The 26,975-nt window shown below is 72.4% G+C and carries 30 protein-coding genes and 1 tRNA gene; 12 read left to right on the forward strand and 19 right to left on the reverse strand.

Going from position 1 to position 26,975, the window contains the following annotated elements; genetic code table 11:
* The first annotated feature begins 140 nt into the window (after positions 1-140).
* A complete protein-coding gene (locus RQG84_RS09230; RefSeq protein WP_311209802.1) occupies positions 141-839 on the forward strand; it encodes a TetR family transcriptional regulator in 699 nt (232 codons plus the stop codon).
* On the opposite strand, the gene RQG84_RS09235 is transcribed toward RQG84_RS09230, so the two are convergent.
* Positions 797-2,764 carry a hypothetical protein gene (locus tag RQG84_RS09235; RefSeq protein ID WP_311209803.1) on the reverse strand — a complete coding sequence of 656 codons (1,968 nt, stop codon included), beginning with the start codon at positions 2,762-2,764 and terminating at the stop codon, positions 797-799. The two genes, RQG84_RS09230 and RQG84_RS09235, sit on opposite strands and share 43 nt — an antisense overlap.
* Positions 2,765-2,977: 213 nt before the next feature.
* Here RQG84_RS09235 and RQG84_RS09240 point away from each other — a divergent pair, with 213 nt between their 5' ends.
* Positions 2,978-4,915 (forward strand): primary-amine oxidase, encoded by a 1,938-nt coding sequence (locus RQG84_RS09240; RefSeq protein WP_311209804.1) that lies wholly within the window; start codon positions 2,978-2,980, stop codon positions 4,913-4,915.
* A gap of 22 nt (positions 4,916-4,937) precedes the next feature.
* Here the strand turns inward: RQG84_RS09240 and RQG84_RS09245 are convergent, their stop codons facing one another.
* Complete coding sequence (locus RQG84_RS09245; protein WP_311209805.1) at positions 4,938-5,744, reverse strand: SDR family NAD(P)-dependent oxidoreductase; 807 nt, start codon at positions 5,742-5,744, stop codon at positions 4,938-4,940.
* An 11-nt stretch (positions 5,745-5,755) separates the two neighbouring features.
* On the opposite strand from RQG84_RS09245, the gene RQG84_RS09250 reads away from it, so the two are divergent.
* The gene (locus RQG84_RS09250; protein ID WP_311209806.1) at positions 5,756-6,118 is read left to right on the forward strand and encodes a VOC family protein; all 363 of its coding nucleotides are present in this window, start codon (positions 5,756-5,758) and stop codon (positions 6,116-6,118) included.
* Positions 6,119-6,122: 4 nt separating this feature from the next.
* Here RQG84_RS09250 and RQG84_RS09255 read toward each other — a convergent pair whose 3' ends face one another.
* From RQG84_RS09255 to RQG84_RS09270, 4 genes are read right to left on the reverse strand one after another with little or no spacing between them, the layout of a single operon-like run.
* Positions 6,123-6,938 carry a hypothetical protein gene (locus tag RQG84_RS09255; RefSeq protein WP_311209807.1) on the reverse strand — a complete coding sequence of 272 codons (816 nt, stop codon included), beginning with the start codon at positions 6,936-6,938 and terminating at the stop codon, positions 6,123-6,125.
* Positions 6,939-6,950: 12 nt separating this feature from the next.
* On the reverse strand, positions 6,951-7,757 hold the full coding sequence (locus RQG84_RS09260; RefSeq protein ID WP_311209808.1) for an SCO1664 family protein: 807 nt from the start codon (positions 7,755-7,757) through the stop codon (positions 6,951-6,953).
* Positions 7,754-8,314, reverse strand: a complete 561-nt coding sequence (locus RQG84_RS09265) for a DUF3090 domain-containing protein (protein ID WP_311209809.1) — start codon at positions 8,312-8,314, stop codon at positions 7,754-7,756. Before RQG84_RS09265 ends, RQG84_RS09260 begins: the two co-directional genes overlap by 4 nt.
* Before the next feature lie 49 nt (positions 8,315-8,363).
* Complete coding sequence (locus RQG84_RS09270) at positions 8,364-9,131, reverse strand: histidine phosphatase family protein (protein WP_311209810.1); 768 nt, start codon at positions 9,129-9,131, stop codon at positions 8,364-8,366.
* 179 nt (positions 9,132-9,310) lie between these two features.
* Here RQG84_RS09270 and RQG84_RS09275 point away from each other — a divergent pair, with 179 nt between their 5' ends.
* The 4 genes from RQG84_RS09275 to RQG84_RS09290 all read left to right on the forward strand — a co-directional run bounded on the left by RQG84_RS09275 (position 9,311) and on the right by RQG84_RS09290 (position 11,400).
* A complete protein-coding gene (locus tag RQG84_RS09275; protein ID WP_156364742.1) occupies positions 9,311-9,451 on the forward strand; it encodes a hypothetical protein in 141 nt (46 codons plus the stop codon).
* A gap of 156 nt (positions 9,452-9,607) precedes the next feature.
* A complete protein-coding gene (locus tag RQG84_RS09280; protein ID WP_055966767.1) occupies positions 9,608-9,967 on the forward strand; it encodes a WhiB family transcriptional regulator in 360 nt (119 codons plus the stop codon).
* Between the two features lie 38 nt (positions 9,968-10,005).
* Positions 10,006-10,082, forward strand: a tRNA-Arg gene (locus RQG84_RS09285).
* A gap of 55 nt (positions 10,083-10,137) precedes the next feature.
* Positions 10,138-11,400 carry an RtcB family protein gene (locus tag RQG84_RS09290; RefSeq protein ID WP_396135265.1) on the forward strand — a complete coding sequence of 421 codons (1,263 nt, stop codon included), beginning with the start codon at positions 10,138-10,140 and terminating at the stop codon, positions 11,398-11,400.
* A 94-nt stretch (positions 11,401-11,494) separates the two neighbouring features.
* On the opposite strand, the gene RQG84_RS09295 is transcribed toward RQG84_RS09290, so the two are convergent.
* From RQG84_RS09295 to RQG84_RS09310, 4 genes are read right to left on the reverse strand one after another with little or no spacing between them, the layout of a single operon-like run.
* Complete coding sequence (locus tag RQG84_RS09295) at positions 11,495-13,030, reverse strand: carboxyl transferase domain-containing protein (RefSeq protein WP_311209811.1); 1,536 nt, start codon at positions 13,028-13,030, stop codon at positions 11,495-11,497.
* 24 nt (positions 13,031-13,054) lie between these two features.
* A complete protein-coding gene (locus RQG84_RS09300; protein WP_311209812.1) occupies positions 13,055-13,339 on the reverse strand; it encodes a DUF2470 domain-containing protein in 285 nt (94 codons plus the stop codon).
* On the reverse strand, positions 13,336-14,283 hold the full coding sequence (locus RQG84_RS09305) for a hypothetical protein (protein WP_311209813.1): 948 nt from the start codon (positions 14,281-14,283) through the stop codon (positions 13,336-13,338). Before RQG84_RS09305 ends, RQG84_RS09300 begins: the two co-directional genes overlap by 4 nt.
* A 21-nt stretch (positions 14,284-14,304) precedes the next feature.
* The gene (locus tag RQG84_RS09310) at positions 14,305-14,895 is read right to left on the reverse strand and encodes a TetR/AcrR family transcriptional regulator (RefSeq protein WP_055966776.1); all 591 of its coding nucleotides are present in this window, start codon (positions 14,893-14,895) and stop codon (positions 14,305-14,307) included.
* Positions 14,896-14,985: 90 nt separating this feature from the next.
* On the opposite strand from RQG84_RS09310, the gene RQG84_RS09315 reads away from it, so the two are divergent.
* Positions 14,986-17,220 (forward strand): MMPL family transporter, encoded by a 2,235-nt coding sequence (locus RQG84_RS09315; protein WP_311209814.1) that lies wholly within the window; start codon positions 14,986-14,988, stop codon positions 17,218-17,220.
* On the opposite strand, the gene RQG84_RS09320 is transcribed toward RQG84_RS09315, so the two are convergent.
* Positions 17,217-17,612: a nuclear transport factor 2 family protein gene (locus tag RQG84_RS09320; RefSeq protein WP_311209815.1), complete on the reverse strand. Its 396-nt coding sequence runs from the start codon at positions 17,610-17,612 to the stop codon at positions 17,217-17,219. The genes RQG84_RS09315 and RQG84_RS09320 overlap by 4 nt on opposite strands.
* Positions 17,613-17,774: 162 nt before the next feature.
* Here RQG84_RS09320 and RQG84_RS09325 point away from each other — a divergent pair, with 162 nt between their 5' ends.
* A complete protein-coding gene (locus tag RQG84_RS09325; RefSeq protein WP_311209816.1) occupies positions 17,775-18,779 on the forward strand; it encodes a nitronate monooxygenase family protein in 1,005 nt (334 codons plus the stop codon).
* Between the two features lie 37 nt (positions 18,780-18,816).
* Here the strand turns inward: RQG84_RS09325 and RQG84_RS09330 are convergent, their stop codons facing one another.
* Both RQG84_RS09330 and RQG84_RS09335 read right to left on the reverse strand, forming a co-directional pair.
* Positions 18,817-19,311 carry a DoxX family protein gene (locus RQG84_RS09330; protein WP_311209817.1) on the reverse strand — a complete coding sequence of 165 codons (495 nt, stop codon included), beginning with the start codon at positions 19,309-19,311 and terminating at the stop codon, positions 18,817-18,819.
* Positions 19,312-19,360: 49 nt separating this feature from the next.
* Positions 19,361-19,660 (reverse strand): hypothetical protein, encoded by a 300-nt coding sequence (locus tag RQG84_RS09335; protein WP_311209818.1) that lies wholly within the window; start codon positions 19,658-19,660, stop codon positions 19,361-19,363.
* Between the two features lie 159 nt (positions 19,661-19,819).
* On the opposite strand from RQG84_RS09335, the gene RQG84_RS09340 reads away from it, so the two are divergent.
* Positions 19,820-21,058: a Fic family protein gene (locus RQG84_RS09340; RefSeq protein WP_311209819.1), complete on the forward strand. Its 1,239-nt coding sequence runs from the start codon at positions 19,820-19,822 to the stop codon at positions 21,056-21,058.
* A 115-nt stretch (positions 21,059-21,173) separates the two neighbouring features.
* Complete coding sequence (locus tag RQG84_RS09345; RefSeq protein WP_311209820.1) at positions 21,174-21,461, forward strand: hypothetical protein; 288 nt, start codon at positions 21,174-21,176, stop codon at positions 21,459-21,461.
* 25 nt (positions 21,462-21,486) lie between these two features.
* Here the strand turns inward: RQG84_RS09345 and arfB are convergent, their stop codons facing one another.
* The 4 genes from arfB to RQG84_RS09365 form a co-directional block, all read right to left on the reverse strand.
* On the reverse strand, positions 21,487-21,921 hold the full coding sequence (gene arfB, locus RQG84_RS09350; protein WP_311209821.1) for an alternative ribosome rescue aminoacyl-tRNA hydrolase ArfB: 435 nt from the start codon (positions 21,919-21,921) through the stop codon (positions 21,487-21,489).
* Positions 21,914-22,519 (reverse strand): PadR family transcriptional regulator, encoded by a 606-nt coding sequence (locus tag RQG84_RS09355; protein WP_055966795.1) that lies wholly within the window; start codon positions 22,517-22,519, stop codon positions 21,914-21,916. Before RQG84_RS09355 ends, arfB begins: the two co-directional genes overlap by 8 nt.
* Positions 22,520-22,717: 198 nt before the next feature.
* Entirely contained in the window at positions 22,718-23,149 is a 432-nt protein-coding gene (locus RQG84_RS09360) for a CBS domain-containing protein (protein ID WP_311209822.1), read from the reverse strand.
* Positions 23,150-23,271: 122 nt separating this feature from the next.
* Positions 23,272-24,198, reverse strand: coding sequence for an inositol monophosphatase family protein (locus tag RQG84_RS09365; RefSeq protein WP_311209823.1), 927 nt, complete (start codon positions 24,196-24,198; stop codon positions 23,272-23,274).
* A 114-nt stretch (positions 24,199-24,312) separates the two neighbouring features.
* Between RQG84_RS09365 and RQG84_RS09370 the strand changes: the two genes are divergently transcribed.
* The gene (locus RQG84_RS09370; protein ID WP_311209824.1) at positions 24,313-24,639 is read left to right on the forward strand and encodes a hypothetical protein; all 327 of its coding nucleotides are present in this window, start codon (positions 24,313-24,315) and stop codon (positions 24,637-24,639) included.
* A gap of 6 nt (positions 24,640-24,645) precedes the next feature.
* On the opposite strand, the gene rsgA is transcribed toward RQG84_RS09370, so the two are convergent.
* Positions 24,646-25,698 carry a ribosome small subunit-dependent GTPase A gene (rsgA, locus tag RQG84_RS09375; RefSeq protein WP_055968499.1) on the reverse strand — a complete coding sequence of 351 codons (1,053 nt, stop codon included), beginning with the start codon at positions 25,696-25,698 and terminating at the stop codon, positions 24,646-24,648.
* Positions 25,695-26,972: a 3-phosphoshikimate 1-carboxyvinyltransferase gene (gene aroA, locus RQG84_RS09380; protein WP_311209825.1), complete on the reverse strand. Its 1,278-nt coding sequence runs from the start codon at positions 26,970-26,972 to the stop codon at positions 25,695-25,697. The genes rsgA and aroA overlap by 4 nt, the downstream gene beginning before the upstream one ends.
* Positions 26,973-26,975 lie beyond the last annotated feature (3 nt).

Raw genomic sequence — 26,975 nt, forward strand, 5'->3', positions numbered from 1 at the left:
ACCTGTCCACCAACTGTCGGTATGTGACACTCCGAATGTCAACGTGTTGCTCCTGTGACGGCAGGCACGTCGCGTGTTTGCGCAGGTCAGGCGGGGGCAACGGTGGTCACGTGTCCACCGACACAGGTACGCTCGGCTGCATGGAGGACCAGTCCGACGCCCTGCCCACGCGCACCGAGCGCAAGGAGCGCACCCGTCGCGCCATCCTCGACGCGGCCCTCGTGCTCACCGAGCAGAGCTCGTTGTCGGCCCTGTCGTTGCGGCACGTGGCCCGCGAGGTGGGCATCGCCCCCACGGCGTTCTACCGGCACTTCGTCTCGGCCGAGGACCTCGGCCTGGCCCTCGTCGACGAGTCGTTCTCGTCGTTGCGGCGCATGATCCGCGACGTCCGCAGCGCGGCGCCGTCGGTCGGGGGCGTGATCGGCCAGTCCGTCGACGTCCTCGTCGAGCGTGTCCGGTCCGACCCTGCGCACTTCGGCTTCATCAGCCGTGAACGGGTGGGGGGCGTGCCCGGGGTGCGCGCCGCCATCCGGCACGAGCTCGACCTGTTCGAGGCCGAGATCGCCACCGACTTCGCCAGGTTGCCGGGTGCCGTGCACTGGTCTAACGACGACCTGCGCACCTCGGCGGACCTCATCGTCACGGCGATGGTCGCGGCGGCCGAACGGCTCCTGCAGGGTCCACGGACCGCCGCCTTCGACCGCGAGGTCGCCCGGATGACGACCACGCAGCTGCGGATGCTGTCGATCGGTGCCATCCACTGGCGTTCCCGCCCCGAGGACCGGGGCGGGAGCGCTCAGATCCGGGCGACGGGCGGGTCGGAGAACTCGCCGGTGTAGTAGTCGTCGGGCTGGGTGAACGGCAGTGCCTTGCACTTGGGGGCCGGGCTGACCGTCTGCCGCGTGCCCGTGACGTCGGTGATCTCGAACGACGACCCCGTGAGGTCCTTCTGGGACTCGACGTGGCTCCACGAGGCCTTGAACAGGTCGATGCCCACGAAGTCGACCCCGACGGAACCGGTCTCCTCGGTCTCGGCCACGTCGTACTCCAGGTCCCGCACGTTCGCCTTCTCGTCGAGCACGTCCTGCACGGGGTCGCCGCCGTCGGTCTGCTCGACCTCGTCGTCGAACTCGACGTCGACGTCGCCCTTCTTGAGGTTCCCGTCCTTGTCGCGGGGGAACATCTCGTCGATCCGGGGGCCCAGCTCGTCACGCAGCTCGGGGTGCTGGTCGAAGTCGAGGATCATCTCGGTGACGGTGGCCTTGCCCTCCTTGCTCTTCGTCTCGTAGGCGCCGCTGAGCCCGAACCCGTAGGGCAGGGCGACGGACAGGTCGATGCCGGCGCGGTTGATGCTGTCGAGGGCCTGGTCGTCGAGGGTGACGATGAGCTTGCCGAGCTTCCCGTCCGGCCCCCAGGTGACCGACGTCGAGGAGCTGCCCGCCCACTCGGCCCCGAGGGCGTCGCCGCCCTTCGCCCCGCCGCGGTCCTCCTGCTCGCCGTCCTTGCCGCCCTTCTTGTCCTTCGTCGCCTTGCCGCCGGCCTTCACCCCGATGAGGAAGCCGCCGAGGTCGGTGGACTTGTACGACGCCGTGAAGCTGCCGTCGGCCCAGTCGCGCTGCTCGACCTGGACCTCGCCGGTGTAGTCACCGGAGATGCCGGGCGTGATGCCTCCCGAGCCCTTGCCCTTGGACTTCGAGATCGGGAAGCTGACACCGCCGGAGACCTTCACCTTGGACGACCGCACCGACGACGTCGCGAGGTCGTGGTGCTCCGGCTCGGTCTCCTGCAGCTCCTTCTTGCGCTCCATGAGCTTCTGCGCCTGCTGCACGTGGTACGGGTTCGGTGGGCACTGCCCGGGTCGGGGACAGATGGTGCTGGTCTGCATCAGACCCTGGACGTTCGCGTCGATGGTCCGGTACTGCTGGTACCAGTCGAGCCACTCCTGGGCCTTCGCCATGTCGTGGAACTCGTAGGTCTGTCCCTTCTCGTACCCGGTGACACCGCCCACGCTGAAGTCGATGCCCTTGCCGCTCCCGGAGACCTCGCCGCCGACCTCGGTGCCCTCCAGCAGGTGCACCCGGACCCTTCCGTCGCCGAGGTCCTCGACGAGCATGCCGTCGGAGCTGCCGAACTTCACGAAGAGGATGCGGACCTCGGAGCGGTCGACCTCGCTGTTGGAGGACGTCACGCACGGCGGCTCGATCCGGTCGTACGTGTCTCCCACGCAGGTGCCGAGCGCTCCGGCGGTCTTGGCGCGTGCCGTGCCCTCCGTCGCCGTGCGGTAGGCGTCCCACTCGGCCTGGCAGTCCTCGGGCACGTAGAGGTTGCGGCAGCCGACCTGCACGAGCGTGGGGTGCTCGCCGTCGATGGGTCCGCTCGACGGCTGTGCATCCTTGCAGCGCGGGTCGGAGGGGTCCTCCGGGTTGAGGATCGGGGTGTCGGGATCGACCGGGTCGTCACCGCCCGGCTGGTCGCCGCCGCCGCCCGGCTGCTCACCGTCCCCGCCCGGCTGCTCGCCGTCGGCGCAGGCCGCGCCGCCCCCGGCTGCCGCGAGGACCTTCGCGATGGCGCACCGGACCGTGGTGGTCACCTGGGGTGCCTTGGCGTGCACCGCGCTGACGCCCGCACCCACCAGCACCGCGGCGAGCACGACGACGCCGACGACCTCGAGGGTCCCCTGCCCGCGCGGTGCGCGCGGGGGAGGTGCGGTGACCCGCTGGAGGAAGGCTGGCAGGACGTGGCGGCGAGGGCCCGAGATCGACACACCTGGAACCTAGGTCCCGTCCCGGCCCGTCACGGAGGGCCCGCGGTCCTGCATCGGTCCTGGATCCACCCGGGCTCCGCGTCGTGTCGAGGGCCCAGGGGCCCGGCCGGCGGCGTCGCGCAGGCCCCTCGGCGAGCACGGGATCCGTGACGATCCGGTGACATCGCCACGAGATCCTGGTCAGGTGCCCCCCGAGAGGGAGATGATCAGCAGGTGACCCATCCGCTTGATCCCCTCACGTCCGCCGAGTTCCGCGCGACCACGGCCCTGCTCTCCGCCGAGCACGGCGTGGGGGAGGGATGGCGGTACTGCTCGATCGAAGGACTCCAGCCGGCCAAGGCCGACCTCGACGCCTACGCCGCCGACGGCACCGTCCCCGCCCGGGTCGTGGAGGTGCTCTGCCTCGAGCAGGCCACCAACCGGACCTTCCGCGGTCGGGTCGACCTCTCCGCCGACGCCGTGCTGAGCTTCGAGCACGTGCCGGGTGTGCAGGCCAACTTCACCGTGGACGAGTGGGAGGAGGCCGACGCCGCCCTGCGCGCCCATCCCGACGTGATCGCGGCGTTGGCGAAGCGGGGCATCACCGACCTCTCGCTGGTCTTCATGGACACCTGGACCTACGGCGACGCCGTGATGCCCGAGCAGTGGAAGGACCGGCGCATCGGCTGGTCCGACACCTGGGTGAGGGCCGCCGAGGGCGCCAACCCCTACGCCGGTCCCGTGAACGGTCTGCACTGCGTGATCGACATCAACACGATGGAGCTCCTGGCGATCGAGGACACGCACACCGTGTCGCGGCCCGACGTGATGGGTGAGTACGTGCCTCGCCACGTGCCCGACCGGCTGAAGGGCCACCGGCCGCCGCGCAAGCCGCTCGAGATCACCCAGCCCGAGGGCATCGGCTTCGAGGTCGACGGGCACGAGCTGCGGTGGCAGAACTGGACCATGCGGGTCGGGTTCAACCACCGCGAGGGCATGACCATCAACGCCGTCACCTACGACGACGCCGGCCGCACGCGCCAGGTGGCCCACCAGCTGAGCTTCGCCGAGATGGTCGTCCCCTACCGCGACCCGAGCGTCGACCACTACCGGCGCACGGCCTTCGACATCGGCGAGTGGGGACTGGGCTTCATGACCCAGTCGCTCGAGCTCGGCTGCGACTGCCTGGGCGAGATCCGGTACCTCGACGCCGTCATGCACGACAGCGCGGGCGAGCCGTACACGATCACGAACGCGATCTGCCTGCACGAGGAGGACAGCGCGATCGGCTGGAAGCACGTCGACCACGACTCCGGCGCCGAGGTCCGCCGCCAGCGCCGGTTCGTGGTCTCGTTCCACGTGACCGTCGCCAACTACGAGTACATCGTCTACTGGCGGTTCTACGAGGACGGCAACATCGAGTGCGAGGTGCGCGCCACCGGCATCATGGTCGTCACGCACGTGGAGGAGGGTCAGGCCCACCCGTACGGCACCCTGGTCGACGAACGGACGTACGCGCCGTACCACCAGCACTTCCTCGTCGCGCGGCTCGACCTCGAGCCCGACGGCCGCACCAACACGGTGCAGCGCAGCGAGACGGTGATCGACCCCATCGGACCCGAGAACCCGCTGGGTCTCGGCATCCGGCAGGTCAGCACGCCGATCGCCGTCGAGGGGCACGACGACTTCAGGTGGGAGAGCCAGCGTGCCTGGAAGGTCGTCAACGAGCGGTCGCTCAACGGCCTGGGCACCCCGGTCGCCTACAAGCTGGTGCCCGGCGGCGCGATCCCGTCGTTCTTCCACCCGGAGTCGCCGGTGTTCCAACGGGCCCAGGTGATCGGCCACACGGTGTGGGTGACCCCGCACGACGCCGACGAGCGCTGGCCCGCGGGCGAGTTCGTCAACCAGAGCAAGGACGATCACGGCCTGCCCGAGTGGGTGCAGCAGGGCCGCTCCACGACCGACACCGACGTGGTGCTCTGGTACGTCTTCGGCATCCACCACATCACGCGCCCCGAGGACTGGCCCGTGATGCCGGCCGACATCGTCTCCTTCTGGCTGAAGCCCGTCGGGTTCTTCGACCGCAACCCCTCGCTCGACGTCGAGCCGGCGACGTCGTCGTCGTGCCACGCCGAGGGCGACGCGTCCTCAGAGGGCTCGCACTGCCACTAGTCGGCGGTTCGTCGAGGCGGGATCAGGTGGCGGTCTCCCTGACCTCGTCGTCCATCTCGGTGGCGAAGACGCGGAACTCGTCGCGGCGGGTGTGCATCGACCAGAGGGTCTCGGCGAGGACCTCCGGGTCCTTCTGCGGGTGACCCTCCTCGATCGCTCCGGGGATCACCAGCTGGGCGACGTGGATGTCCTCGGGTGCGAGCGTGTCGTGCAGCATCTGCGCGTACGCCGACTGCGCGGCGAACGAGAGCGAGGTGCCGGCGAACTTCGGCGCGGGACGCACGGCCGTGCCGCCGTTGACGAACAGCACCGTGCCCTTCCCGACGAACCGCATGTTCTGCAGCACCGAGTGCACCGCGGCCAGCGGGCCGTAGACGGAGAACTCGATCGCGCCGCGCGCGTCGTCCACGGTGGTCTCCAGCAGCGGCCGCAGGAACGACTTCTGGGGGAGTGGGCTGTACTGCAGCACCTCGATGGGGCCCTGCGTCTCGTTGGCCTGCTCCAGCGCGCGGTCGAGGGAGTCGGGGTCGCGGACGTCGGTGACCCAGCCGCGGGCGTCGATGCCCTCGGCCCGGAGGTCGGCGGCGAGCGCGTCGACGCGTTCGGCGTTGCGGGCCAGCAGCGCGACGGCGTGGCCCTCCCGGCCGAAGCGACGGGCGACCGCCGCTCCCAGTCCGCGTCCTGCTCCGACGATGGCGATGGTGGTCACGTGGGGCTCCTCGAGCGTGGGGATGGGGTGCCCCTCCACGCTAGGACGGGTCACGTGGCACGGCAGGTCGAGCGCCGCCGGACCGTCGGGCAGGATGGTGGCGGCGAAGCGGTGGACCATCGGGAGGGCGCATGACGATCATCGGACTCGACCACGTGCAGGTCGCGATCCCCGCCGGGGGCGAGGACGCGGCCCGGGGGTTCTACGGCGTGCTCCTCGGCATGACGGAGGAGACGAAGCCGCCCGTGCTCGCCGCCCGGGGCGGGTGCTGGTTCACGTCGGGCTCGGCGGTCCTGCACCTGGGGGTGGAGGATCCGTTCTCGCCGGCCCGCAAGGCGCACCCGGCCTTCCTCGTCGACGACCTCGACGCGGTCGAGGCCGTCCTGGAGGCCGCAGGTCACGCGTGCGTGCGCTCGGACGGCGAGATCCCGGGTGTCGAGCGGTTCCACTCCTTCGACCCGTTCGGCAACCGCGTCGAGCTCCAGCAAGCCTGACGACTCAGGCGGTGTAGCCCTCTCGGAAGGTCGGGTATCGCGGGGTCCAGCCCGCGGCTCGCAACCGCGCGTTGGAGATGCGCTTGCCGTGACCCCGAGCCGGGTCGACCGCGGCGGGCGGGTCCACGCCGAGCAGACCGGCGAGGTGTGCGGCGACGTCGCCGCGCAGGGCGGGCTCGTCGTCGGTGCCGAGGTACACCGGTGCCGGGTCGTCGACGCGGGTGAGCAGGTGCACCACGGCGGCGGCGGCGTCGTCGCGGTGGATGCGGTTGGTCCACCGGTGGAGGTCGCCGACCTCCCCGGCGAGCACCTGGTCGGCCATGCGGGGGCGCCCGGGCCCGTAGAGCCCGGAGAGACGCAGCACCGTCCCGGTGGGCAAACGCTCGGCGAAGCGCTGCTCGGCCTCGAGGAGCATCCTGCTGGGTCCGTCGCCCGGATCGGGTCGGGTGTCCTCGGTGACGACCTCGTCGGTGTCGGCGTGCACCCCGGTGGAGGACACCAGCACGGCGCGACGCGGCAGCGCCCCCTGCGCCTCCACGGCGTCGAGCGCCCGCAGCATCCCGTCCACGTAGGTGGCGCGGTATGCCTCCTCGGTGCGGGGCCGGGCGGTCAGGACCACCACGAGCCGCGCGAGGTCGAGCGGGGGGAGGTCCGGCGTCCCCTGCGCCAGGTCGGCGGCGACGCCGACGATCGGTGCGGGGACCAGGTCGGCGTTGCGACGGATGCCGGCCACCCGGTGGCCGAGGGCGGCGAGCCGCAGGCCGACGTCGGCGCCGAGCCGGCCGCAGCCCACGAGCAGCGTGTCGGGGCGAGGTTCCACAGGAGCCACCTCCTAGAAGGGGGGCCAGGGGACGGCGGGCATGGGGCCCGACGGGGCGGGCAGGGTGCCCTCGGACAGCAGGAGGTCGCAGCGTGCGGCGAGCGCCTCGACCTCGGCCACCTTCAGCAGGTCGTACAGGACCGCGCCGAGGCCGTCGGTCTCGTCGTCGACCGACGCGCGCACGCGCCGGACGCCGTCGAGCTCCTGCTGGCTGAGCGGCTCCCCGAGCCAGCCCCAGAGGACCGTCCGGAGCTTGTGGTCGGCGTGGAGGGTGAGCCCGTGGTCGATCCCGTGCCGGTGTCCGTCGGCCATCTCCAGCACGTGCCCGCCCTTGCGGTCGGCATTGTTGAGCACGACGTCGAGCACGGCCATGCGCCGCAGGGCGGGGGTGTCCTCGTGGACGAGCGAGACACGCCTGTCCCGCCCGTCGTACCCGTCGAACACGTGCAGCATGCCCGGGGGCAGCGTTCCGGCCGGGACGATCGTGACCGCCTCCTGCGCGGGGTCCACGGTCTGCCAGAGCTGGACCATGCCGACGCCGTGGGGGCCGTCGCGCAGCCAGGTGAGCGGGACGACGTGCCATCCCGTGACCTCCGAGACCAGGTGGGCGGCGACCTCGCGCTCCGCGAGCGTGCCGTCAGGGAAGTCCCACAGCGGCTGCTCGCCGGAGACCGGCTTGTAGACGACCTCGACGTCGCCGATCGTGCCCACGAACGTGGCGTTGGACGCCGGCATCACGCGGCCGGTGAGCACCAGCTCACCGGCGAGGAGGTCGGACTCCTCGGCCCAGGGCTCGTCCACGGAGGCGGCGTCGTTCACCGGAACTCGTCGGGCAGCTCGCAGACGTGGTCGGCGGCCGGGTCCATCGGCGTCTGGCACAAGGGGCACAGCGGCCGCCCGGCCGACACGATCTCGCGGGTGCGCTTGGCGAACGCCCGCGCACTGCCGACGGGGATGCGCACGACGAGGGCCTCGGGCGGATCGATCTCGACCACGCCGTCCTCGTCGGCCTCGGCCTCGACGTCGAGCACCGGGAAGGCCTCGACCACGATCTGGGCCGTGGACGGGTCCCAGCCCAGCCCCATCGCGCCGGCACGGAACTGCTCCGCCACCGGCTCGTCGAGCGGCTCGTGGTCGGCCAGCCCGTCGGGCGCCACGGTCGGGACGGAGAACGGGTTGCCGTCCTCGGCCATCAGCTCGTCGAGCACCTCGTCGATGCGGTCGGCCAGGGCAGCGGACTGCTCCTTCTCGACCGCCACGCTGACGAGATCGGCCCCGGAGCGGGCCTGGAGGAAGAACGTGCGGGAGCCGGGGGTGCCGACGGTCCCGACGACGAAGCGGTCGGGCCAGTCGAATCCGTGGACGATGGTGGCCATGTCTCCACTCTAGGGTCCGACCCCAGCCGTCGCTGGGTGCGGCACGACGTCAGGACCGGCCGGGGCCGGCCAGCTCGGCGGGACCGTCGTCCAGGTCCTCGGGAGCGGCGGCCGCGCTCTGCCCGGTCCCGGGCCCGGCACCCCCGCCGGGCACCGCGTCGGTCGACGACTCCTGCTCCTTCGGGACGAGCCATCCCAGGTCACCGGCGTGCGTGTTCTGCGCCAGCACGTAGGGCCGCGACGTGGTGTAGCGCACGATCGAGATCGAGGCGGGGTCCACCTGGATGCGCTGGAACAGGTCCAGGTGCATGCCGAGCGCGTCGGCCAGCAGCGCCTTGATGAGGTCACCGTGGCTCACGGCGGCCCACACCGCGGACGCGCCGTGCTCGGCCTCCACCTCGGCGTCGATCCGCCGCACGGCCTCGACCGCGCGCGCCTGCATGGCCAGGAGCGACTCGCCGCCGGGAAAGACGGCGGCGGAGGGGTGGGACTGGACCGTGGACCACAGCGGCTCCTTGGCCAGCTCCTCGAGTGGTCGCCCCTGCCAGTCGCCGTAGTCGCACTCGCTGATGGCGTCCTCGACCGGCGTGGCCGGCGCCGAGGCCTGGCGCTCCAGGATCGCCGCGCTGGTCTCGCGGCACCGTTCCATGGGGCTGGAGACGACGGACGCGAGCGGGACGACGGCGAGCCGCTCTGCCGTGCGGGCCGCCTGCTCGCGGCCCGTGTCGTCGAGGAGCACGCCGGGCGTGCGACCGGCGAGCACCCCCGAGGCGTTGGCGGTGGTGCGACCGTGCCGGACGAGGACGAGGGTGGCCATGCCTCGAGCCTAGGGGCGGGGGCGCGACCCGGCCCGACGGACCGGTCGTCGGGCGGTGTCGTCGGGTGGTGTCGTCGGTAGGGGGCGTTAATCGCTTGGCGGCTATGCACGCCGACCTCTACCGTGGTCCTGCACGCTCACCCGGGCGTCGCACCGACCACCTCGCACCAGGACCCTTCATGACCACGTACCGCAGCAGCCACGGCTCGTTCGGCCCCTCGGCCGTCCGGGTGCTCGGTGCTGCCGTCGTGGTGAAGGGCATGCCGTCCATCCAGCGACCCGAGAACGACGAGCTGCTCCAGGAGCGACCCGTGACCTAGGTGCCACCCGCACCCGGCACAGGGCCGCTCCACGAGTCGCAAGGACTCGCCGGGGCGGCCCTTCTGCATGTCCGGACCGCTCCGTCCCCGCACCCCGTCCCCATCCCCATTCCCACCGTTCAACGACACCCGAGACCACCGAGGAGGTGGCAGCACATGACGACACAGAACCGCAGGACACGGGCCAGGACCGTGTCGCTGCGCACCGAGTCCGCAGCGACGTCGGTCCTGACCACGCACGGCGTGGTCGCGGCCTTCGCGCACCCGACGCCCCGTCACGGGGTCACGGGGTGGGCGTGCGAGGACGAGGACCCCGACCTCTTCTTCCCGACCGACGACGCCCGGCTCGCCGCGGCGCAGGCGGTCTGCGCGCCGTGTGCGCTCAGGGACACCTGCCTGGGCCTCGGGACCGCACGCGCCGAGAGCGGCGTGTGGGGCGGTGTCCTCCTCGCCGAGGGCACCCCTCTGGACGCGGTCCCCACCAGGGGCAGGCCCAGGAAGACGGCCGCGGCCTGACGACGTCTGCACCACGTCGTCGGGTCGCGGCCCGCCACCTCCCCGTACCTCAGCCGGAGAGAGGGCCCGGTCGCGAGCCGGGACGTCGGACGTTCGAGTCGTCCCGGGGAGACCAGCACCACCAGCAGGACACCAGCACCTCACCACCACCGCCGAAGGAGGCGACCACCATGACCACCACGACGAGCACCCCCGGAGCCGACGCGTCCGGGTTCCCGACGACGCTCCCCGGCGCCGTCGCCGACACCCTCATGTGGGCCGACCCGCAGGACGTCGAGCCCGCAGCGCTCGAGCAGCTCCGCACGATCTCGCGGCTGCCCTGGGTGCACGGTCTGCGCGTCATGCCCGACGTGCACCTCGGCAAGGGCGCCACGGTCGGCTCCGTCGTCGCGATGCGTGACGCGGTGTCGCCGGCGGCCGTCGGCGTCGACATCGGCTGCGGCATGACCGCCGTCCGCACCGACCTGACCACCGAGGACCTCCCCGAGGACCTCCGGTCGCTCCGCCACGCGGTGGAGCGTGCGGTCCCGGTCGGGTTCCACGCCCACGACGTCGCCCCAGACGTCGACCGCCTCGGCCTCGGCCGGGGACGCACGGACGGGCGCGGGACGGCCTGGGACTGGCGCGGCTTCTGGGCGGGGTTCCGCGGGCTCCACGACGCGGTGCAGGACCGCGAGGCCAAGGCCATGAAGCAGATGGGCACGCTCGGCGGTGGCAACCACTTCATCGAGGTGACGTCCGACGACACCGGGCGCGTCTGGCTCATGCTGCACTCCGGGTCGCGCAACATCGGCAAGGAGCTGGCGGAGCGCCACATCGCGGCCGCGAAGGGTCTGGACCACAACCTGGACCTGCCCGACCGCGACCTCGCGGTGTTCCTCGCCGGCACCCCGCAGATGGACGCGTACCTGCGCGACCTGTACTGGGCGCAGGACTACGCGGCCCGCAACCGCGCGGTCATGATGGCGCTCGTCCGTGAGGTCGTCTCGACCTGGTTCGGCCGCTCCGGCCGCGAGGTCGGGTACGACCGCGAGATCTCCTGCCACCACAACTACGTGGCGCAGGAGCGGTACGACGACGTGGACCTGGTCGTCACCCGCAAGGGAGCGATCCGGGCAGGCCGCGGCGACCTGGGGCTCATCCCCGGGTCGATGGGGACGGGGTCGTACGTCGTGCGGGGGCTCGGCGACGAGCGCAGCTACTGCTCGGCCTCGCACGGGGCGGGACGCACGATGTCGCGCACCCGGGCCCGCAAGACCTTCACCATCGACGACCTGGCCCGCCAGACGTCGGGGGTGGAGTGTCGCAAGGACGCGGGGGTGCTCGACGAGATCCCGGCGGCCTACAAGGACCTCGAGTCCGTCATCGCGGCGCAGACCGACCTCGTGTCGGTCGAGGCGCGGCTCACCACGCTGCTGTGCGTGAAGGGCTGAGCCACGCCGCCGGCGGACGCGAGCGCAGGGGGCCGGCCGGCATCGGACCGGTCGGCCCCGGGGTCTCGACCCGAGCTCGCCGCGACGACCGCCGTCACCAGGTGTCGACGGTGCGTCCCGACCCGACGAGTCGCCCGTCGCGCGCGGCCGCGTCGACCAGCCGCACCAGCAACCCCCGCGTCTCGGCAGGGTCGATCACGTCGTCGAGCTCGGCGTGCCGCGCGACGTTCAGGGCTCCGGAGTGGGCCTGCGCCAGCGCGGTCAGCTCGCGCACGGTGCGCTCACGCTCCGCCTCGTCCTCGATGGCCTCGAGCTCCTTGCGCATCGACAGCCGCACGGCTCCCTCGAGCCCCATGGCGCCGAGGTGGGCTCCGGGCCAGGCCACGGTCATGAGCGGCTCGTGCAGTCCTCCGCCGAGCATGGCCTGCGCGCCGAGGCCGTAGGCCCGGCGCAGGACCACGCCGATCATCGGCACCTGCAGCGACGCACCGGCCACCAGGAGCCGCGACGTGTGGCGCACCAGACCGGTGCGCTCGGCCTCGGGGCCGACCATCATCCCGGGGGTGTCGACGAACGAGACGACCGGGAACCCGTGCGCGTCGCACAGCTGGAGGAAGCGGGCCGCCTTGTCGCCGGCGTCGGCGGTGACGGCCCCGGCGACGTGCCGGGTGTCGTTGGCCAGGACGCCGACCGTGCGTCCCTCCAGGCGGGCCAGCGCCGTGCACAGCTCGGGGGCGAAGCCCGGCCGCAGCGGCAGGACGCTGTCGTCGTCGAAGATCGTCTCGAGGATCGGCGCCAGGTCGTAGGCACGTCGCTCGCCCTCGGGCACCGCGTCCCGCAGTGGGGTCTGGTCTGCGGCGGACCAGTCCTCGTGGGGACCCAGGAAGTAGCCCAGGAGGTCGCGAGCCACCTCGGCGGCCTCGTCGTCGTCGGCCACGACGTCGACCACCCCGTTCGCCGTCATCACGTCGAGGGGGCCGACGTCAGCCGCGGCCACCTCGCCGAGGCCGCCGCCGGAGATCATCGCCGGACCGCCCATCCCGAGGGACGCGCGGGACGTGGCGACCACCAGGTCGGCGCAGCCCGCCACCACGGCGTTGCCGGCGAAGCAGTTGTCGTCGACCACGGCGACGCGGGGGACCCGGCCCGACAGCCTGGCCCACGCGGCGAAGGTGGTCACGTCGAGCGCGGAGACCAGCGGGATGTCGGTGTCGCCCGGCCTACCCCCGCCGCCCGAGGTGAAGAAGACCGTCGGCAGGCCGAGCCGGGCGACGACGTCGAGGAGCCGGTCCGTCTTGGCGTGGCCGCGCATCCCCTGGGTGCCGGCCATCACGAGGTAGTCGTAGGACAGCACGGCGCAGGCCCGGCCGTCGACCGTGGCGAGACCGCCGACGATCCCGTCGGCGACGGTGCGGTCGAGCAGGTCGTCGTCGCTGCGGCGGTCGCTCTGCGCCGCCGTGACGAAGCGGCCGTACTCCACGAAGCTGCCGGGGTCGACGAGGGCGGCCACGTTCTCGCGGGCCGTGCGGCCGCCGCGCGCGTGCAGCCGCTCCACCGCCTCGGGGCGTGCTGCGTCCTCGGTGAGGGCGCGTCGGGCCAGCAGCTCCAGCAGCTCGGGTCGGATGTCCACGGCCCGATCCTGCCCCACCTCGGCTCAGCCGGTGTCGAGCCGCTCGCGTGCCGCGTCGTGCAGGCGCACGATCTCGCGTCGCAGGTCCGCACGCTCGACCGCGCGCTCGGTCCAGGGGACCCTCACCGGAACGGGCACGCCGTCGACCACCGCGCTCCAGTCGCCTCCGTCGGCGTCGAGCCCGGTCATGGTCGCCGACGTCGCGCGCCGGACGGCGTGGCCCTGCACGATGGTGAGGCTGTCGTCGCGGTGGTCGGCGTTCATGTGCTCGAGCACCGCTGCCACGACCTCGGGTCCGAAGGCGGTCATGGGTGTTCTCCTGTTCTCGTCCCGGCAGCAGCCGCGACCCTGTCGTGGACGACGCGCAGGGCGGAGGCGTCGGCCGTGTCCGTGCGGTCCTCGTGGGTCAGCCAGTCCATCAGGGGAGCGGAGCTGGGGGCGACGCCGGACCGGACGTCGGCCACCGCCGCCGCGACCAGCCGCCCGGTCGGTGCCGTCGGCGGTGCGACCACGGTCTCCCGGACCCAGGTCTCCGCCTGCTCCAGCAGGTCGTCGTCCACCGCGGCGCGTCGACGGGCCTCGAGGACGGTGAGCGCGTGGGGGAGGGCGCCGACCGCGAGCCCCGCCTCGCCGAGCTGGTCGACCATCGTGGCGAGGTGACGCTCCATGAGCCAGGTCGGCATGCCGCGGTGGGTCAGCATGGTGCTGAGCCAGGTCACCTGGTGCGCCGCCGTGTCGCGCGGCGCATCGGCCAGGTGGGCGATCCAGGCGGAGTCCGAGACCGAGAACTGTGCGCCGCGGCGTCCGTAGCGGTCCCGGTAGTAGGGAGCTGCTCCGTACGACAGTGACGCGGCCCGGGTCGCGGTGCGGAGCACGTCCAGGTCGGTGGCGACGTGGTGGCCGCCCGTGGCGGGATTGAGCATCGTCGCGTCCGCCTTCCAGCCGTGGCCGGGCCTGGAGAGTGCGAGGGCGATGGACTGCCGGAGCTGGACCAGGAGCGCACCGAGGTCGGTGTCGCGCGGCGCCGCCAGTCCGTCCGTCACGGCGGCACGCAGCGTCTGCGTGTCGCACGAACCGACGAGGAGGGACACCCGCTCGACGCCCACGACGGCGGCCACGAGCGCGGGATCGGTGTGTCGTCCGGCCGACGTCCGTGTGCACTGATCGAGCAGCAGGGCGACGGCGTCCTGCGCCGGGCCGGGCGCGGGGTCCTCGGGGAGAGTGGGCTCCCCACCGGTCTCGGGCATGGTCACGGATCGATCGTGCCAAACCGGTCAGGCGTCGGGGGCGAGCGGTGCGCGGAGCGGTCCTGCGGCCAGACGCCGCATCACGTCGCGTCCGACCTCGCTCGCGGTCCGTCCGTCACCGGGCTGCTCGTCGGTCTTGAGGAGCACGTAGATCGCGAGCCACGCCGTCGCGCCCACCGCGAGGTCGTCGGGTTCGACCCCGTGACGTGCGGCCAGCGCCTCGCACAGGCGCTCCTGGGACTCCGCGAGCCACTCCATGACACGACCGCGGACCCGTGCGTTGGTGGCGACGAGCTCCTGGAACCGGTCGGCGTGTCGGTTGGCGCGTCGAGTGTGCTCGAGGAAGGCCGTGAGGGCGTGGCCGAGCGAGAGCTCCGGGTCCTCGTCGTCGGGGCGGGCGGCCAGCGCGTCGGCCATGAGACCGGGGTCGCCGAGGAATGCCGTGGCGAGCTGCTCCTTCGAGGGGAAGTAGCGGTACACGGTCGAGATGCCGACCTCGGCCTCGTGCGCGACGTCCTCCATGGTCGTGGCGTCGTAGCCGCGGTCGACGAAGAGGGCCATCGCGGTCTCGGCGAGCAGCTCTCGCGTCCGTGTGGCATTCATCTCACGCAGCCCCATGGCAGGAGAATAGCCCGACCCGGGTGTTCGTGCGAAGATGGGAGAAACTTTCAGTACGAGGTTCGGGCCCCGCCCGAGAGAGGGGCGCTCATGGCCTGGCACCTGTACCGGCTCGGTCGGTGGAGCTTCCGGCGACGGTTCCGCGTGATCGGCGTGTGGGTCACGCTGCTCGCGCTCGGCGGCGTGGGGGCCCTCACGCTCTCGGGGCCGACGTCGAACTCCTTCGAGCTGCCCGACACCGAGTCCAGCCGTGCCTTCGAGCTGATCAAGGAGCGCAGCCCCGACGCCTCGACCGACGGCGCGATCGCCCGGATCGTGGCGCAGGCCCCCTCGGGCGGATCGATGACCGACGCGGACGCGAAGCAGGCGTTCGCCTCCGCGCTCGAGGTCGCCCAGACCGACCACGTGGCCACGGTGGCCGAGCCCTACACGTCGGGAACGGTCTCCCAGGACGGTCGTACCGCGTACGCCACGGTGACCTACGACCGCCAGGCCGGTGAGCTCACCGACGCCGATCGCGGAGCGCTCCAGAAGGCCGCCGAGTCGCTGGAGGGCGACGGGTACTCCACCGTGGTGGGTGGCGACGCGACGGGCGTGACCACCAGTGGCGGGCACCTCGCCGAGGCGGTCGGCATCGTGATCGCGTTCGTCGTCCTGCTCATCACCTTCGGCTCGCTCGTGGCCGCCGGCATGCCGCTGCTCACCGCGGTCGTCGGCGTCGGGATCGGACTCCTGGGCGTGACGACTCTGTCCGGCTTCGTCGAGCTGTCCTCCGTCACCCCCGCGCTGGCCAGCATGCTCGGCCTGGCCGTGGGGATCGACTACGCGCTGTTCATCATGTCGCGGTTCAAGCACGAGGTGCAGGCCGGTCGCAGTCACGAGGAGGCGGCCGCGATCGCCACCGGGACCGCCGGCTCCGCGGTGGTCTTCGCCGGCCTCACGGTCGTGATCGCGCTGACCGGTCTGTCCATCACCGGCATCTCCTTCCTCACGCAGATGGGTCTGGCGGCTGCCGTCACGGTGGCCCTCGCGGTGCTCATCGCCCTGACCCTCCTCCCGGCCCTGCTCTCGTTCGCGGGGCGTCGGGTCACCTCGGGGCGGATCCCCGGGCTGAAGCAGCGCGACACCGAGAGCGACAGCGTCCGCACCAACGGCCGCCGCTGGGTCGAGCTCGTGACCCGCTTCCGCTGGCCGGCCCTCGTGCTCGGTCTCGCCGCCGCCGTCGTGCTCTCGGTGCCGGTCGCCTCCATGCAGCTGGCCCTGCCCGACGACGGCACGAAGCCGCGCAGCACCGAGGCACGCCAGGCCTACGACCGGATCTCCGAGAGCTTCGGTGCCGGGGCGAACGGGCCGCTCACGGTCGTCGTCGACACCCAGTGGGCGTCCGACCCGACCGCCGCCGTCGACACGGCGCTCGCGGCCGTCGGCTCGGTGGAGAAGGACGTCGCCGCCGTGGTGCCTCCGCTCACGGACCCGAACGACCCTGAGGCCGTGGCGCGGTACCAGGGCATGCTGAAGCAGCTCAAGTTCGCCGTGATCACCGTCGTCCCCGAGAGCGGGCCCTCGGACCAGGCCACCAAGGACCTGGTGACCGACCTGCGCGAGAGGCTCTCCGACCTGGGCGACTCCGGTGCGAAGGCCTACGTGACGGGCCAGACCGCCGCAGGCGTCGACATCGCCGACACCCTCGCCGATGCGTTCCCCACCTACCTCCTGGTGGTGGTCGGTCTCGCGTTCCTGCTGCTGGTGCTCGTGTTCCGGTCCCTGCTCGTGCCGCTCAAGGCCACGGTGGGCTTCCTCGCCTCGGTCGGCATCTCGCTCGGCGTGACCGTCGCGGTCTTCCAGTGGGGCTGGCTCCAGGGCCTCATCGGCCTGGACACCGAGGCGCCGGTCGTCTTCATCCTCCCGCTGCTGCTGACGGGCATCCTGTTCGGCCTGGCGATGGACTACGAGGTCTTCCTCGTCTCCCGGATGCGCGAGGAGTACGTGCACGGACGCGAGGCGCGCGAGGCGGTCGTGGTCGGCTTCCAGCACAGTGCTCGCGTGGTGACGGCAGCGGCCCTGATCATGATCGGCGTGTTCGCCGGCTTCGTCGGCGGGTCGGACCCGATCATCAAGACCATCGGCTTCGCGCTCGCGATCGGGGTGCTCGCGGACGCGTTCCTGGTGCGGATGCTGCTGGTGCCGGCCCTCATGTCGATCGTCGGTCGGCGGATGTGGTGGCTCCCGCGCTGGTTGGACCGCAGCCTGCCGAACCTCGACATCGAGGGGGAGGGCCTCACGGCTCGGCTACGTGCCGAGCAGGAGCCGGCACCCCAGCGCTAGGAGCGACGCTGCAGGGCCTCGCCCATCGCCTCCACCAGGGCGGTGAGGCCCTGCAGGGGACGCACCATCACGGTGAACTCGACGAGTCGCCCCTCGCCGTCCCAGCGCATCAGGTCGATGCCGTGCACCTGCTTGCCGCCGACCACGGTGGTGAACTCCAGCATCGCGGAGTCCTCGCCGACGAGCTCGCGGTGGTAGGTGAGGCCCGGGCCGAGGACGAGGAGTGCCGCGGTCAGGTAGGCGGTGGTGAGCGCCTTGCCCTCCTGGGGCGTGTGCACGGCGGGGGAGCGGAACACCACGTCGTCGGCGAGCAGGTCGTCGAGCCGGTCGAGGTCCTGGGTGCGCACGATGTCGTGCCAGGCCCGGACCGGGGCGGGACGGGTGTCGGTCATGGTTCCTCCTGTGGTCGAGGTGCCGCTGTGGTCTGCCTCACCTCGGCATGACGAGGCTCGGGAGCCGCGCTAGGCTGAGGCCCAGACTATGCAATGAGTTGCATAGTACGCGAGACGATCACCCGATCGACCCTCGCTCCGGACGAAACGAGGAGACCCGCCGTGGCCCTGCCCGAGATCCTGCGCCGACCCCTGGCCCTTCCTGTCGTGGCCTCCCCGATGTTCATCGTGTCGGGACCGGAGATGGTGGTCGCCCAGTGCACCTCCGGCGTGATCGGCTCGTTCCCCGCGCTCAACGCGCGCCCGGCGTCGCTGCTGACCGACTGGCTCAGCCAGATCAACGAGCAGAACGACGCGTTCGCGGCCGCGCACCCCGACCGGCCGGTCGCGCCGTTCGCCGTGAACCAGATCGTGCACCGGTCGAACGACCGGCTCGACCACGACCTGCAGCAGTGCGTGGACCACCAGGTGCCGATCGTCATCACCTCGCTCGGTGCCCGAGAGGACGTCAACGAGGCGATCCACTCCTACGGCGGCATCGTCCTGCACGACGTCATCAACGACCGCTTCGCGCACAAGGCGATCGAGAAGGGGGCCGACGGCCTCATCGCCGTGGCCGCCGGGGCCGGTGGTCACGCCGGGACGCAGTCGCCCTTCGCGCTCGTCCGCGAGATCCGGCAGTGGTTCGACGGACCCGTGCTGCTGTCCGGCGCGATCGCCCACGGCCGCTCGATCCTGGCGGCCCAGGTCGCCGGCGCCGACCTCGCCTACGTGGGCAGCGCGTTCCTGTCCACCGACGAGGCGAACGCGGCCCAGGAGTACAAGGACATGATCGTGGGCTCCTCGGCGGCCGACATCGTCTACAGCAACCTCTTCACCGGGGTGCACGGCAACTACCTGCGCGGCAGCATCGTCGCGGCGGGGCTCGACCCCGACGCGCTCCCGGAGTCCGACCCGTCGGCGATGGACTTCGGGACCGGGGGTGACGACAGCCAGCCCAAGGCCAAGGCCTGGCGCGACATCTGGGGCTCGGGCCAGGGGATCGGTGCCATCGGTCGGCGCCAGTCGGTGTCCGCGCTCGTGGATCAGTTGCGGGCCGAGTACGACGAGGCGCTGGCGGCCCCGGTGTGGGACGGCCGGCGCGAGCTCTGCCTCACGCCCGCCTGATCCGGCTCCGGGTCCGACCGGCACCCGAGTCCGTCGGTCAGTCGGTGGTGGGTGGTCGCCAGCACACCGCGAGCATCGCGGCGCTGCCGGCGATCCCCACGCCGAGGACGGCCAGCCCGATCGGCCAGCCGTCGGCCGCGGTGCCGACGGCGTGGTCGACCGACCACCGGCCAGGCCCGAGCGTGGCGAGCGCCGTGAGCGCCACGGCGACGAGCAGCACGTACTCGTACCCCTCCTTGATGATGAAGAAGCCGTTCCGGCGGTGCACCGTGACGAACGCCGTCGTCATGATCCCGACGCCGGCGGCCGCCGCGAAGGGGGTGGCCAGGCCGGCGAGCAGGGCGAGCCCGACGGCGATCTCCAGGTAGCTCGACACGGCGGCCTGCAGGCGCGGCGGGCGCAGACCGATGCTGTCGAACCAGCCGGCGGTGCCGTCGAGCCCGCCGGGCCCGAAGCCGTGGTTCCAGCCGTGCGCGACGAAGACGATGCCGAGGGTGGCGCGCAGCAGGGCGGAGGCGACGTCGAGGTCCATGCCTCGATGATGCCGCCCGCGAGGCTCGCCGTGCGACCTGAGGCGGCGGTCAGCCGGCGAGGTCGGCGGCGACGGGCGCGGTGCCGCGCCCTTCGAGGACCTCGGGCTGGGCGTGGTCGAGCCGGCGGGCCCGGGGATCGGCAAGCCGCACGATGCCGCGACCACGGATGGCGTCGGCGAGGTTGTCGGACTCGATCGCGACCACGTGGCCGTGCCCGGTCGTGCTGCCGAGCGCGCGCAGGCCCGGCCTGTCGAGTGCGCCGATCGCCTCGACGACGGCGCGCAGGGCTGCGGCGTCCCGGACGAGGTGGAAGGTGACGGTGGCGGTGAGGGCGTCCGCGCTCGACATGATCGTGTGCTCCTGAGGGCTGATCGGGGAAGGGACTCTCAAAATAGGACAGAACTTGTTCATTCGCATGTCGAGATGAACAAGTTCAGGACCTGTGCGTGGTGCGGCGTCGTCGACCCGATGGACCCCGATGGGAGGCGGCCTTGGGAGACTGGGGGTGTGGACGAGGCCGAGCCGGACTGGGAGCCGCACGCACGGGTGGTGGTGCCGTGGCGCCAGCAGGTCGAGCGTGGGCCGCGGGCGGACCGCGTCCTGCGCGAGATCGAGGTGCGTGAGCCGCCGCGGATCGTCGGGGCGGACTACGACGCGGACCGGCCGCTCGCCTCGTCGATGGCCAACGCCCTGGCGGGCCTGCGCCAGCTCGACGGCAGCCACGGGCGTCGCCTGAGGGCGCTCAACCGGCTGCTGCTGCGCACCGAGTCGGTCGCGTCCTCCAAGATCGAGAACATCGAGGCCAGCCTGGCCGACTACGGCAAGGCCGTGCTCGGCGCGCGCTCCAGCGCCTCCGCCGTGTCGATGGCGGCTGCAACCGACGCCCTCACCGGCATCATCACGCAGGCCGAGGTGAGTGGCTTGCTGGGGCAGCGGTCCATGCAGGACGCCCATGCCGTCCTGTTCCGGCGCAGCATCGACCAGCAGCACAACGCCGGTCGTTTCCGCACGGTGCAGAACTGGATCGGTGGCAGCGACTACACGCCGCGCAACGCGCTCTACGTGCCTCCACCCCCTGCACTCGTGCCGGAGCTGCTGGAGGACCTGTTCGCGTTCGCCAACCGCGACGACGTCCCCGTGCTCGTGCAGGCCGCCGTCGCGCACGCCCAGTTCGAGTCGATCCACCCGTTCGTGGACGGCAACGGCCGCATCGGTCGCACCCTGATCCACGCGGTGCTGCGCCGCCGACGCGTCACGACGCACCTCACCGTGCCGATCGCCTCGGCGCTCGTCGCCCATCGCGAGAAGTACTTCGACGCGCTCGGCGACTACCGCGAGGGGCAGGCGCGCCCGATCATCGCGATGCTCACCGGTGCCGTCATCGTGGCGACCCACGAGAGCCGGCGCACGGCGACCGCGCTCCACGAGATCCGCCAGGACTGGGACCAGCGGCTCGGTCCGGTGCGCCGCGGCTCGCCCGTGCACCGGGTCCTCGTCTCGCTGCCGGAGTTCCCCACCGTCACGGTGACCGAGCTGGCCGAGCGGCTCGACCTCGACCTCGAGGAGACCGCCGCCGCCGTGGACGTGCTGCGCGCTGCCGACGTCCTGGTACCTGCGAGCAGAGGGGTGTCGGACCGCGTCTCGGGCCGCGGGGCGGACCGGGTGTGGTCGGCTCGGGACATCCTCGACGAGCTCACCGACCTCAACGACCGAATCGTGGCCGTCAGCCGTCTGCGCGACCGCTGAGCCTCCGGTCGCGTGCGGCGCGCGGAGCGGCCAGGATGGACGGACGGGTGCCGCTCGGCCACGACGGCCGGGCCCGTGGCGCATCCGGACGCACGACCCGACGACGGAGGTACGCATGAGCGAGCACCAGCCAGGCCGTGAGGTCGACGCCGACGACCCCGGAGTGCCGAACGACCCGCCCGGTCCCGACGTCCCGGAGCCCTCGGAGGGGTCGCTGGCCCCCGACGTGCCCTCCCCGCCGGAGGTCGACCAGCCCGAGGGGGTCAAGGGTGTCGACGGTGCCGATCCCGATCGGGAGGGCGACGCGGACGAGTCGGCGGACGGCGGCGACGAGGACGGCGAGACCGAGACGCCCCCGGGCGCGGGTGCCACGGACGAGGCCGACGTCGAGAAGCCGGACTGACGGACGCCCGCCGGGGCGGGACGCCTCAGCCGTCGCTCGGCCCGGGGCGTCGTCGTGAGCGCTTGACGTCGCCGCGGCGCTTCTTCGCGTCGATGCGGCGTTGCTGCGAGCCGCGGGTCGGCCGCGTGGCGTGGCGGGGTCGCGGAGGGACGATCGCGGCGGCCACGACCTGCTCCAGCCGTACACGAGCGGCCTCGCGGTTGCGGTGCTGCGAGCGGTACTGCGACGAGGCGATCGTGAGCGTGCCGTCGACGAGGCGCGTGCGCAGCCGCTCGAGCGCCTGGGCGCGCTGGGTGGCCGAAAGCGCCGCGCTGGAGGCGAGGTCCCAGCTGACCTCGACGCGGGTGTCGCTGGTGTTGACGTGCTGACCACCGGGTCCCGACGACCGGCTGAACCTCCAGCTCAGCTCGTCGTCGGGGACCCGGAACCGGTCGTGACGGCCCGGGGCGTGCTCAGGCATCGTCGTCGGCGAGGACGCGGTAGAGAGCCTTGCGGGCGTCGTCGACGACCGCGATCGTCCTCTGGTGCTGTGCGGCGTCGCCCGTGCGGACGACCTGCTGCCACGCGGCCATGAAGCTGCCGAGCGACTCGCGCAGCTCGCGCGCCGCCTGCGGGCGTCCTCCCCGGACCTCCCAGGGAGTGCCGAGCCGGGTGCGGTGCTCCTCGACGTGGGCCCGTCCGGTCTCGGTCAGGCTCGCGGTCTTGCGACCGTCGACCTTCTCGATCTCGATGAGACCCTCGTCCTCCAGCTGCTGGAGCACCGGGTAGATGGAGCCGGGGCTGGGTGTCCAGCTCCCGTCGCTCCGGGTGCCGATCTCGGTGATGAGGTCGTAGCCGTGGCGTGGCTGCTCGTCCAGGAGCAGCAGCACGGCGGCGCGGACGTCGCCGCCTCGCTGACGTCGGCCACGGCGTCCGGGCCCGTCGGTGAAGGGGTCGGCGCCGAAGGGCGGCGGGCCGCCCAGGCTCCAGTCGGGTCCGGGTCCGCGGCGTCCCCGACGCCGGTCCCGCGGATCTTCACGGCGGCGGTCGGGGCTGTGGTGGTGGTCGTGGTTCCTCATGGGAGCCTCCTCGGTCGTTCGATCGACGCCGGATCACGGGCCGATCGGTTGGTGATAGGTCAACGATATATCGATAACGTATCGACGTCAACAGACACCTGTCCAGCAGGACGCCGGCCGGGCACGGTTCGTCGCGGCGGGGGCATGACGACGGGGCCGGGCTCGGGGCTCGGCGGCCGCGTGACGGCAGGGGGTCGGTCAGCCGCCCGCGACGTAGGAGCTCAGCTGGTCACGCTCGAACTCCAGCTGCTCCATCCGGTGCTTCACGGCGTCGCCGATGCTCAGGACGCCTGCCAGCCGGTCGTCGACCACCACCGGCACGTGGCGCACGCGGTGCTCGGTCATGGTGGCCATGAGGGAGCCGAACGAGTCCTCGGGCGAGCACACGAGCACCTCGGTGGTCATGATCGAGGCCACGGTCGCCGACCGCGCGTCGGGCATGTGGCGCAGCTTGCGCACCACGTCGCGCTCGGAGACGATCCCGACCATCGTGGAGCCGTCCTCGCTCACCACCAGGGCGCCGACGTCGTGCGTCGCGAACGCCTCGAGCAGGTCCGAGACCATGGCCTCGGGCGCGATCGTGTGGACGGTGGCGCTGCCCTTGGACGACAGGACGTCGCTGACTCGCATGGTGCCTCCTGGAGACTCCACGCCAGTGTAACGCGGGTCACACCCCTGGCCGCCACTCTCGACGGCGTGCGCCGGGACCGGGCGGCCCGAAGGGGGCGCCGGACCTCCACCGGCCGCGGAGGTCAGGGCGCGTCGGGCGAGCCCCAGGGACGCGAGAAGTCCAGCCGGCGCACGGTGCCGGCACCGCTGGCGCCGGCGTCCTCGGCGTCATCGTCCTCGACGCCGTCGAGGTCGGTGTCCTCGGCGTCGGGGAAGTGGCCGAGGTAGGCCATGGCGGCGTCGTGCAGGCGGCCGTTCGTCGAGATCGCGTTCGCGCCCCACGGGCCGTCGGAGCCGTCCAGCGACGTGAACCGTCCACCGGCCTCGCGCACGATGACGTCGAGGGCCGCCATGTCCCACAGCTTCAGCTCGGGCTCGGCCGCGATGTCGACGGCTCCCTCGGCGACCAGCATGTGCGACCAGAAGTCGCCGTAGCCGCGGGTCCGCCAGCACCGGCGCGCGAGCGCCCAGAACGCCTCGCCCTTGCCGATGTCCTCCCACGAGGGGGCCGAGCTGAACGACAGCGACGCCGAGGACAGGTCGGAGACCTGTGAGCAGCGGATCTCACGGGCGTGCATGAACGACTTGCCGGTGTACGCGCCGGCGCCCTTCGAGGCCCACCAGCGTCGGCCGAGCGCCGGCGCCGAGACGAGGCCCACCACGATCTCCCCGTCCTCCTCCAGGGCGATGAGGGTGGCCCACACCGGGACCCCGCGCACGAAGTTGGACGTGCCGTCGATCGGGTCGATGATCCACCGGCGCTCCTGGGAACCGGTCGAGCCCAGCTGCTCGCCCTGCTCCTCGCCGAGCACCACGTCACGGGTGCGCGAGGACTTCAGCATGCGACGGATGGTCTCCTCGACCGCCTGGTCGGACTCGGTCACGTAGCTCATGTCCGGCTTCGTCGACACCTCGAGGTCGATCGCGCCGAACCGGTCCATCGACAGGTTGTCGGCGGAGTCGGCCAGCACGTGCGCCAGCCGCACGTCGTCGTTCCAGGAGTGCGTCATGGTCGCAGGGTAACGGCGTGGTTCGCCGGGGTGGGGGAGGCAGGGGGTGCTGCCGCACGTCGTGCCTGCGCGCGGCGAGGTGTCGAGCGGACGCAGGGCACGTACGGTGGCCCGATGGACCCCTCGACGTCCCGGGCCGCGTCGCCCGGTCGCGCCGGCCTCGCCGTCTCCGTCGTCCTGCTGCTCCTGTGGCCGTTCGGACCGTGGCTCGGCTTCTTCGGCTTCGTCACCGGCCTCAGCCTGTTCGGGGAGTCGCCGAGCCCTGAGGAGCAGAGCCAGGGGGCGTTGCTCATGCTCGCCGGTGCGGCGATCTCGTGGGGCTTCCCCGCCCTCGTCCTCGTGCTCTCCGGTGGACGCCGCTGGTTGCGGCGCGTCGCCGTGCTGGAGCTCGTGGCCGCCACCGTCGGCGTGGTCCTCGCGCTCTGGCTCGGGAGCTTCTGAGCCCGTTCACCAGGCGGTGGTGTCCTTGGCCGCGACGATGCGGCGGAAGGACTCGACCCGGGCCGTGGGCAGCGTCCCGGCGGCCACCGCCAGGTCGAGCGCGCACTCGGGCTCCGTGGCCGCGTGCGTGCAGCCGCGAGGGCAGTCTCGGGTCGCGTCGTCGAGGTCGGGGAACGCGCGCAGGACGTCGTCGACCTGCACGTGCGCGAGACCGAACGAGCGGAAGCCGGGGGTGTCGATGATCCAGCCACCGTCGCCGCCGTCGGTGGGCTCCAGCTCGATGGCCAGCGCCGACGTCGACGTGTGACGGCCGCGGCCGGTGACCTCGTTGACGTGGCTGGTGATGCGGCCGGTCCCGGGGACGAGGGCGTTCACCAGGGTCGACTTGCCCACCCCGCTGTGACCGATGAACACGCTCACGCGGCCGGCCAGGGCCTCGCGCAGCTCGTCGAGGCTCTCCATGCCGTCGCCCCGCTCGTCGTCGCCCGGGCCCGTGCCGCTGCGCCGCGTGACGACCGTGCGGACGTCGAGGGGCTCCAGGAGCGCCAGCATCTCGTCGGGCGACCCGAGGTCGGACTTGGTGAGGCAGACGAGCGGCTCCATGCCGGCCTCGAACGCCGCCACCAGGCAGCGGTCGATGAGGCCGGGCCGTGGCGGAGGGTCCGCCAGGGCGGTGACCACCACGAGCTGGTCGGCGTTGGCGACCACGACCCGCTCGATCGGGTCGTCGTCGTCGGCGGTGCGGCGCAGCACGGTGCGGCGGGGCAGCACCTCGACGATGCGGGCCAGCGTCCCATCGGCGCCGCTCACGTCGCCGACGACCTTGACCTCGTCGCCGACCACCACGCCCTGCCGTCCGATGGGCCGTGACTTCATGGCGGTGACGAGACCGGCGGTCGGCGGGAGGTCGGGGTCGAGCAGACGCAACGTGAAGCGGCCACGATCGATCGTGACCACACGGGCCAGGGGCGCGTCGTCGTAGTTGGGTCGGTCCTTCGTGCGAGGGCGCGTGCGGCGACGCGGTCGTTCGAACGCGGCGTGCTCGTCGTCCTGCCTCACGCGACCAGGCGCTCCCACACCGGCGCGAAGTTGGGGTAGGTCTTCACGGTCGTCGAGACGTTCTCCACGAACAGCTCCGGGACCTTGAGGGCCAGGACCACGGCGGCGTGCGCCATGCGGTGGTCGTCGTACGTCTCGAAGATCTCGCCGTGGAGGGGGCGCGGACGGATCTCGAGCCCGTCGTCGGTCTCGGTGACGTCGCCACCGAGCCGGTTCAGCTCCGTGGCCAGCGCGGCGAGCCGGTCCGTCTCGTGGCCGCGCAGGTGCGCGACCCCTCGCAGTCGCGACGGACCGTCGGCGAGGGCGGCGAGCGCGGCCACCACCGGCGTGAGCTCGCCGACGTCGTGCAGGTCGAGGTCGACCCCGCTGATCGAGGGACCGCCGCGGAAGACCATGTCGGCGCCGTCGCGCTCGGCGGTGCCGCCGAAGGCCACGACCAGCTCGCGCCACGCGTCGCCGGCCTGCTGGGTCTGCTCGGGCCAGCCGCGGACCCGCATGGAGCCGCCGGTGGCGACCGCCGCCGCCACGAAGACCCCTGCGTTCGAGAGGTCGGGCTCGATCTCGACGTCGAGCGCGCGCACCGGGCCGGGGCTCACGACCCACCGGTCGGGGGAGGAGTCGTCGATCTCGACGCCGCGTCGGCGCAGCTCCGTGACGGTCATCTCCACGTGGGGGAGCGAGGGCAGGGCAGCGCCCCGGTGCCGCAGGTCGAGGCCCTGGGTGAAGGCGGGCGCGGCCAGCAGCAGCGCGGAGACGAACTGGCTCGAGGCCGACGCGTCGACCACGAGAGGCCCACCGGCCACGGCGCCGGTGCCGTGGACGACGAAGGGCAGCGAGCCGCGGTCGCCGTCGTCCACCCGGACACCCAGGTCGCGCAGCGTGGCGATCGTCTGACCCATCGGTCGCCGTCGCGCGTGCGGGTCACCGTCGAACGTGACCGCGGACGAGCCGAGGGCCGCGAGCGGTGGGACGAACCGCATGACCGTCCCGGCCAGACCGCAGTCGACGGCCGTCGAGCCGGTGCGGGTGCGGTCGATCGGCGTGACGCGCCACGTCATGCCGTCCTTCTCGACGCCGGCTCCCAGGGCGCCGAGGGCCGCCGCCATGAGCTGCGTGTCGCGGGAGCCGAGCGGACGGGTGATGACCGAGGGGCCGTCGGCCAGCGCGGCCAGCACGAGCGCACGGTTGGTCAGGGACTTGGAGCCGGGGACGAGCACCTGCGCGTCGACAGGACTCTTGCGGGTGGGGGCGAGCCAGGGCAGCGGGGCGTTCATCAC

Origin of the sequence: Aeromicrobium sp. WCS2018Hpa-31, from assembly GCF_031843905.1 — a bacterium.
Classification (GTDB): Bacteria; Actinomycetota; Actinomycetes; order Propionibacteriales; family Nocardioidaceae; genus Aeromicrobium.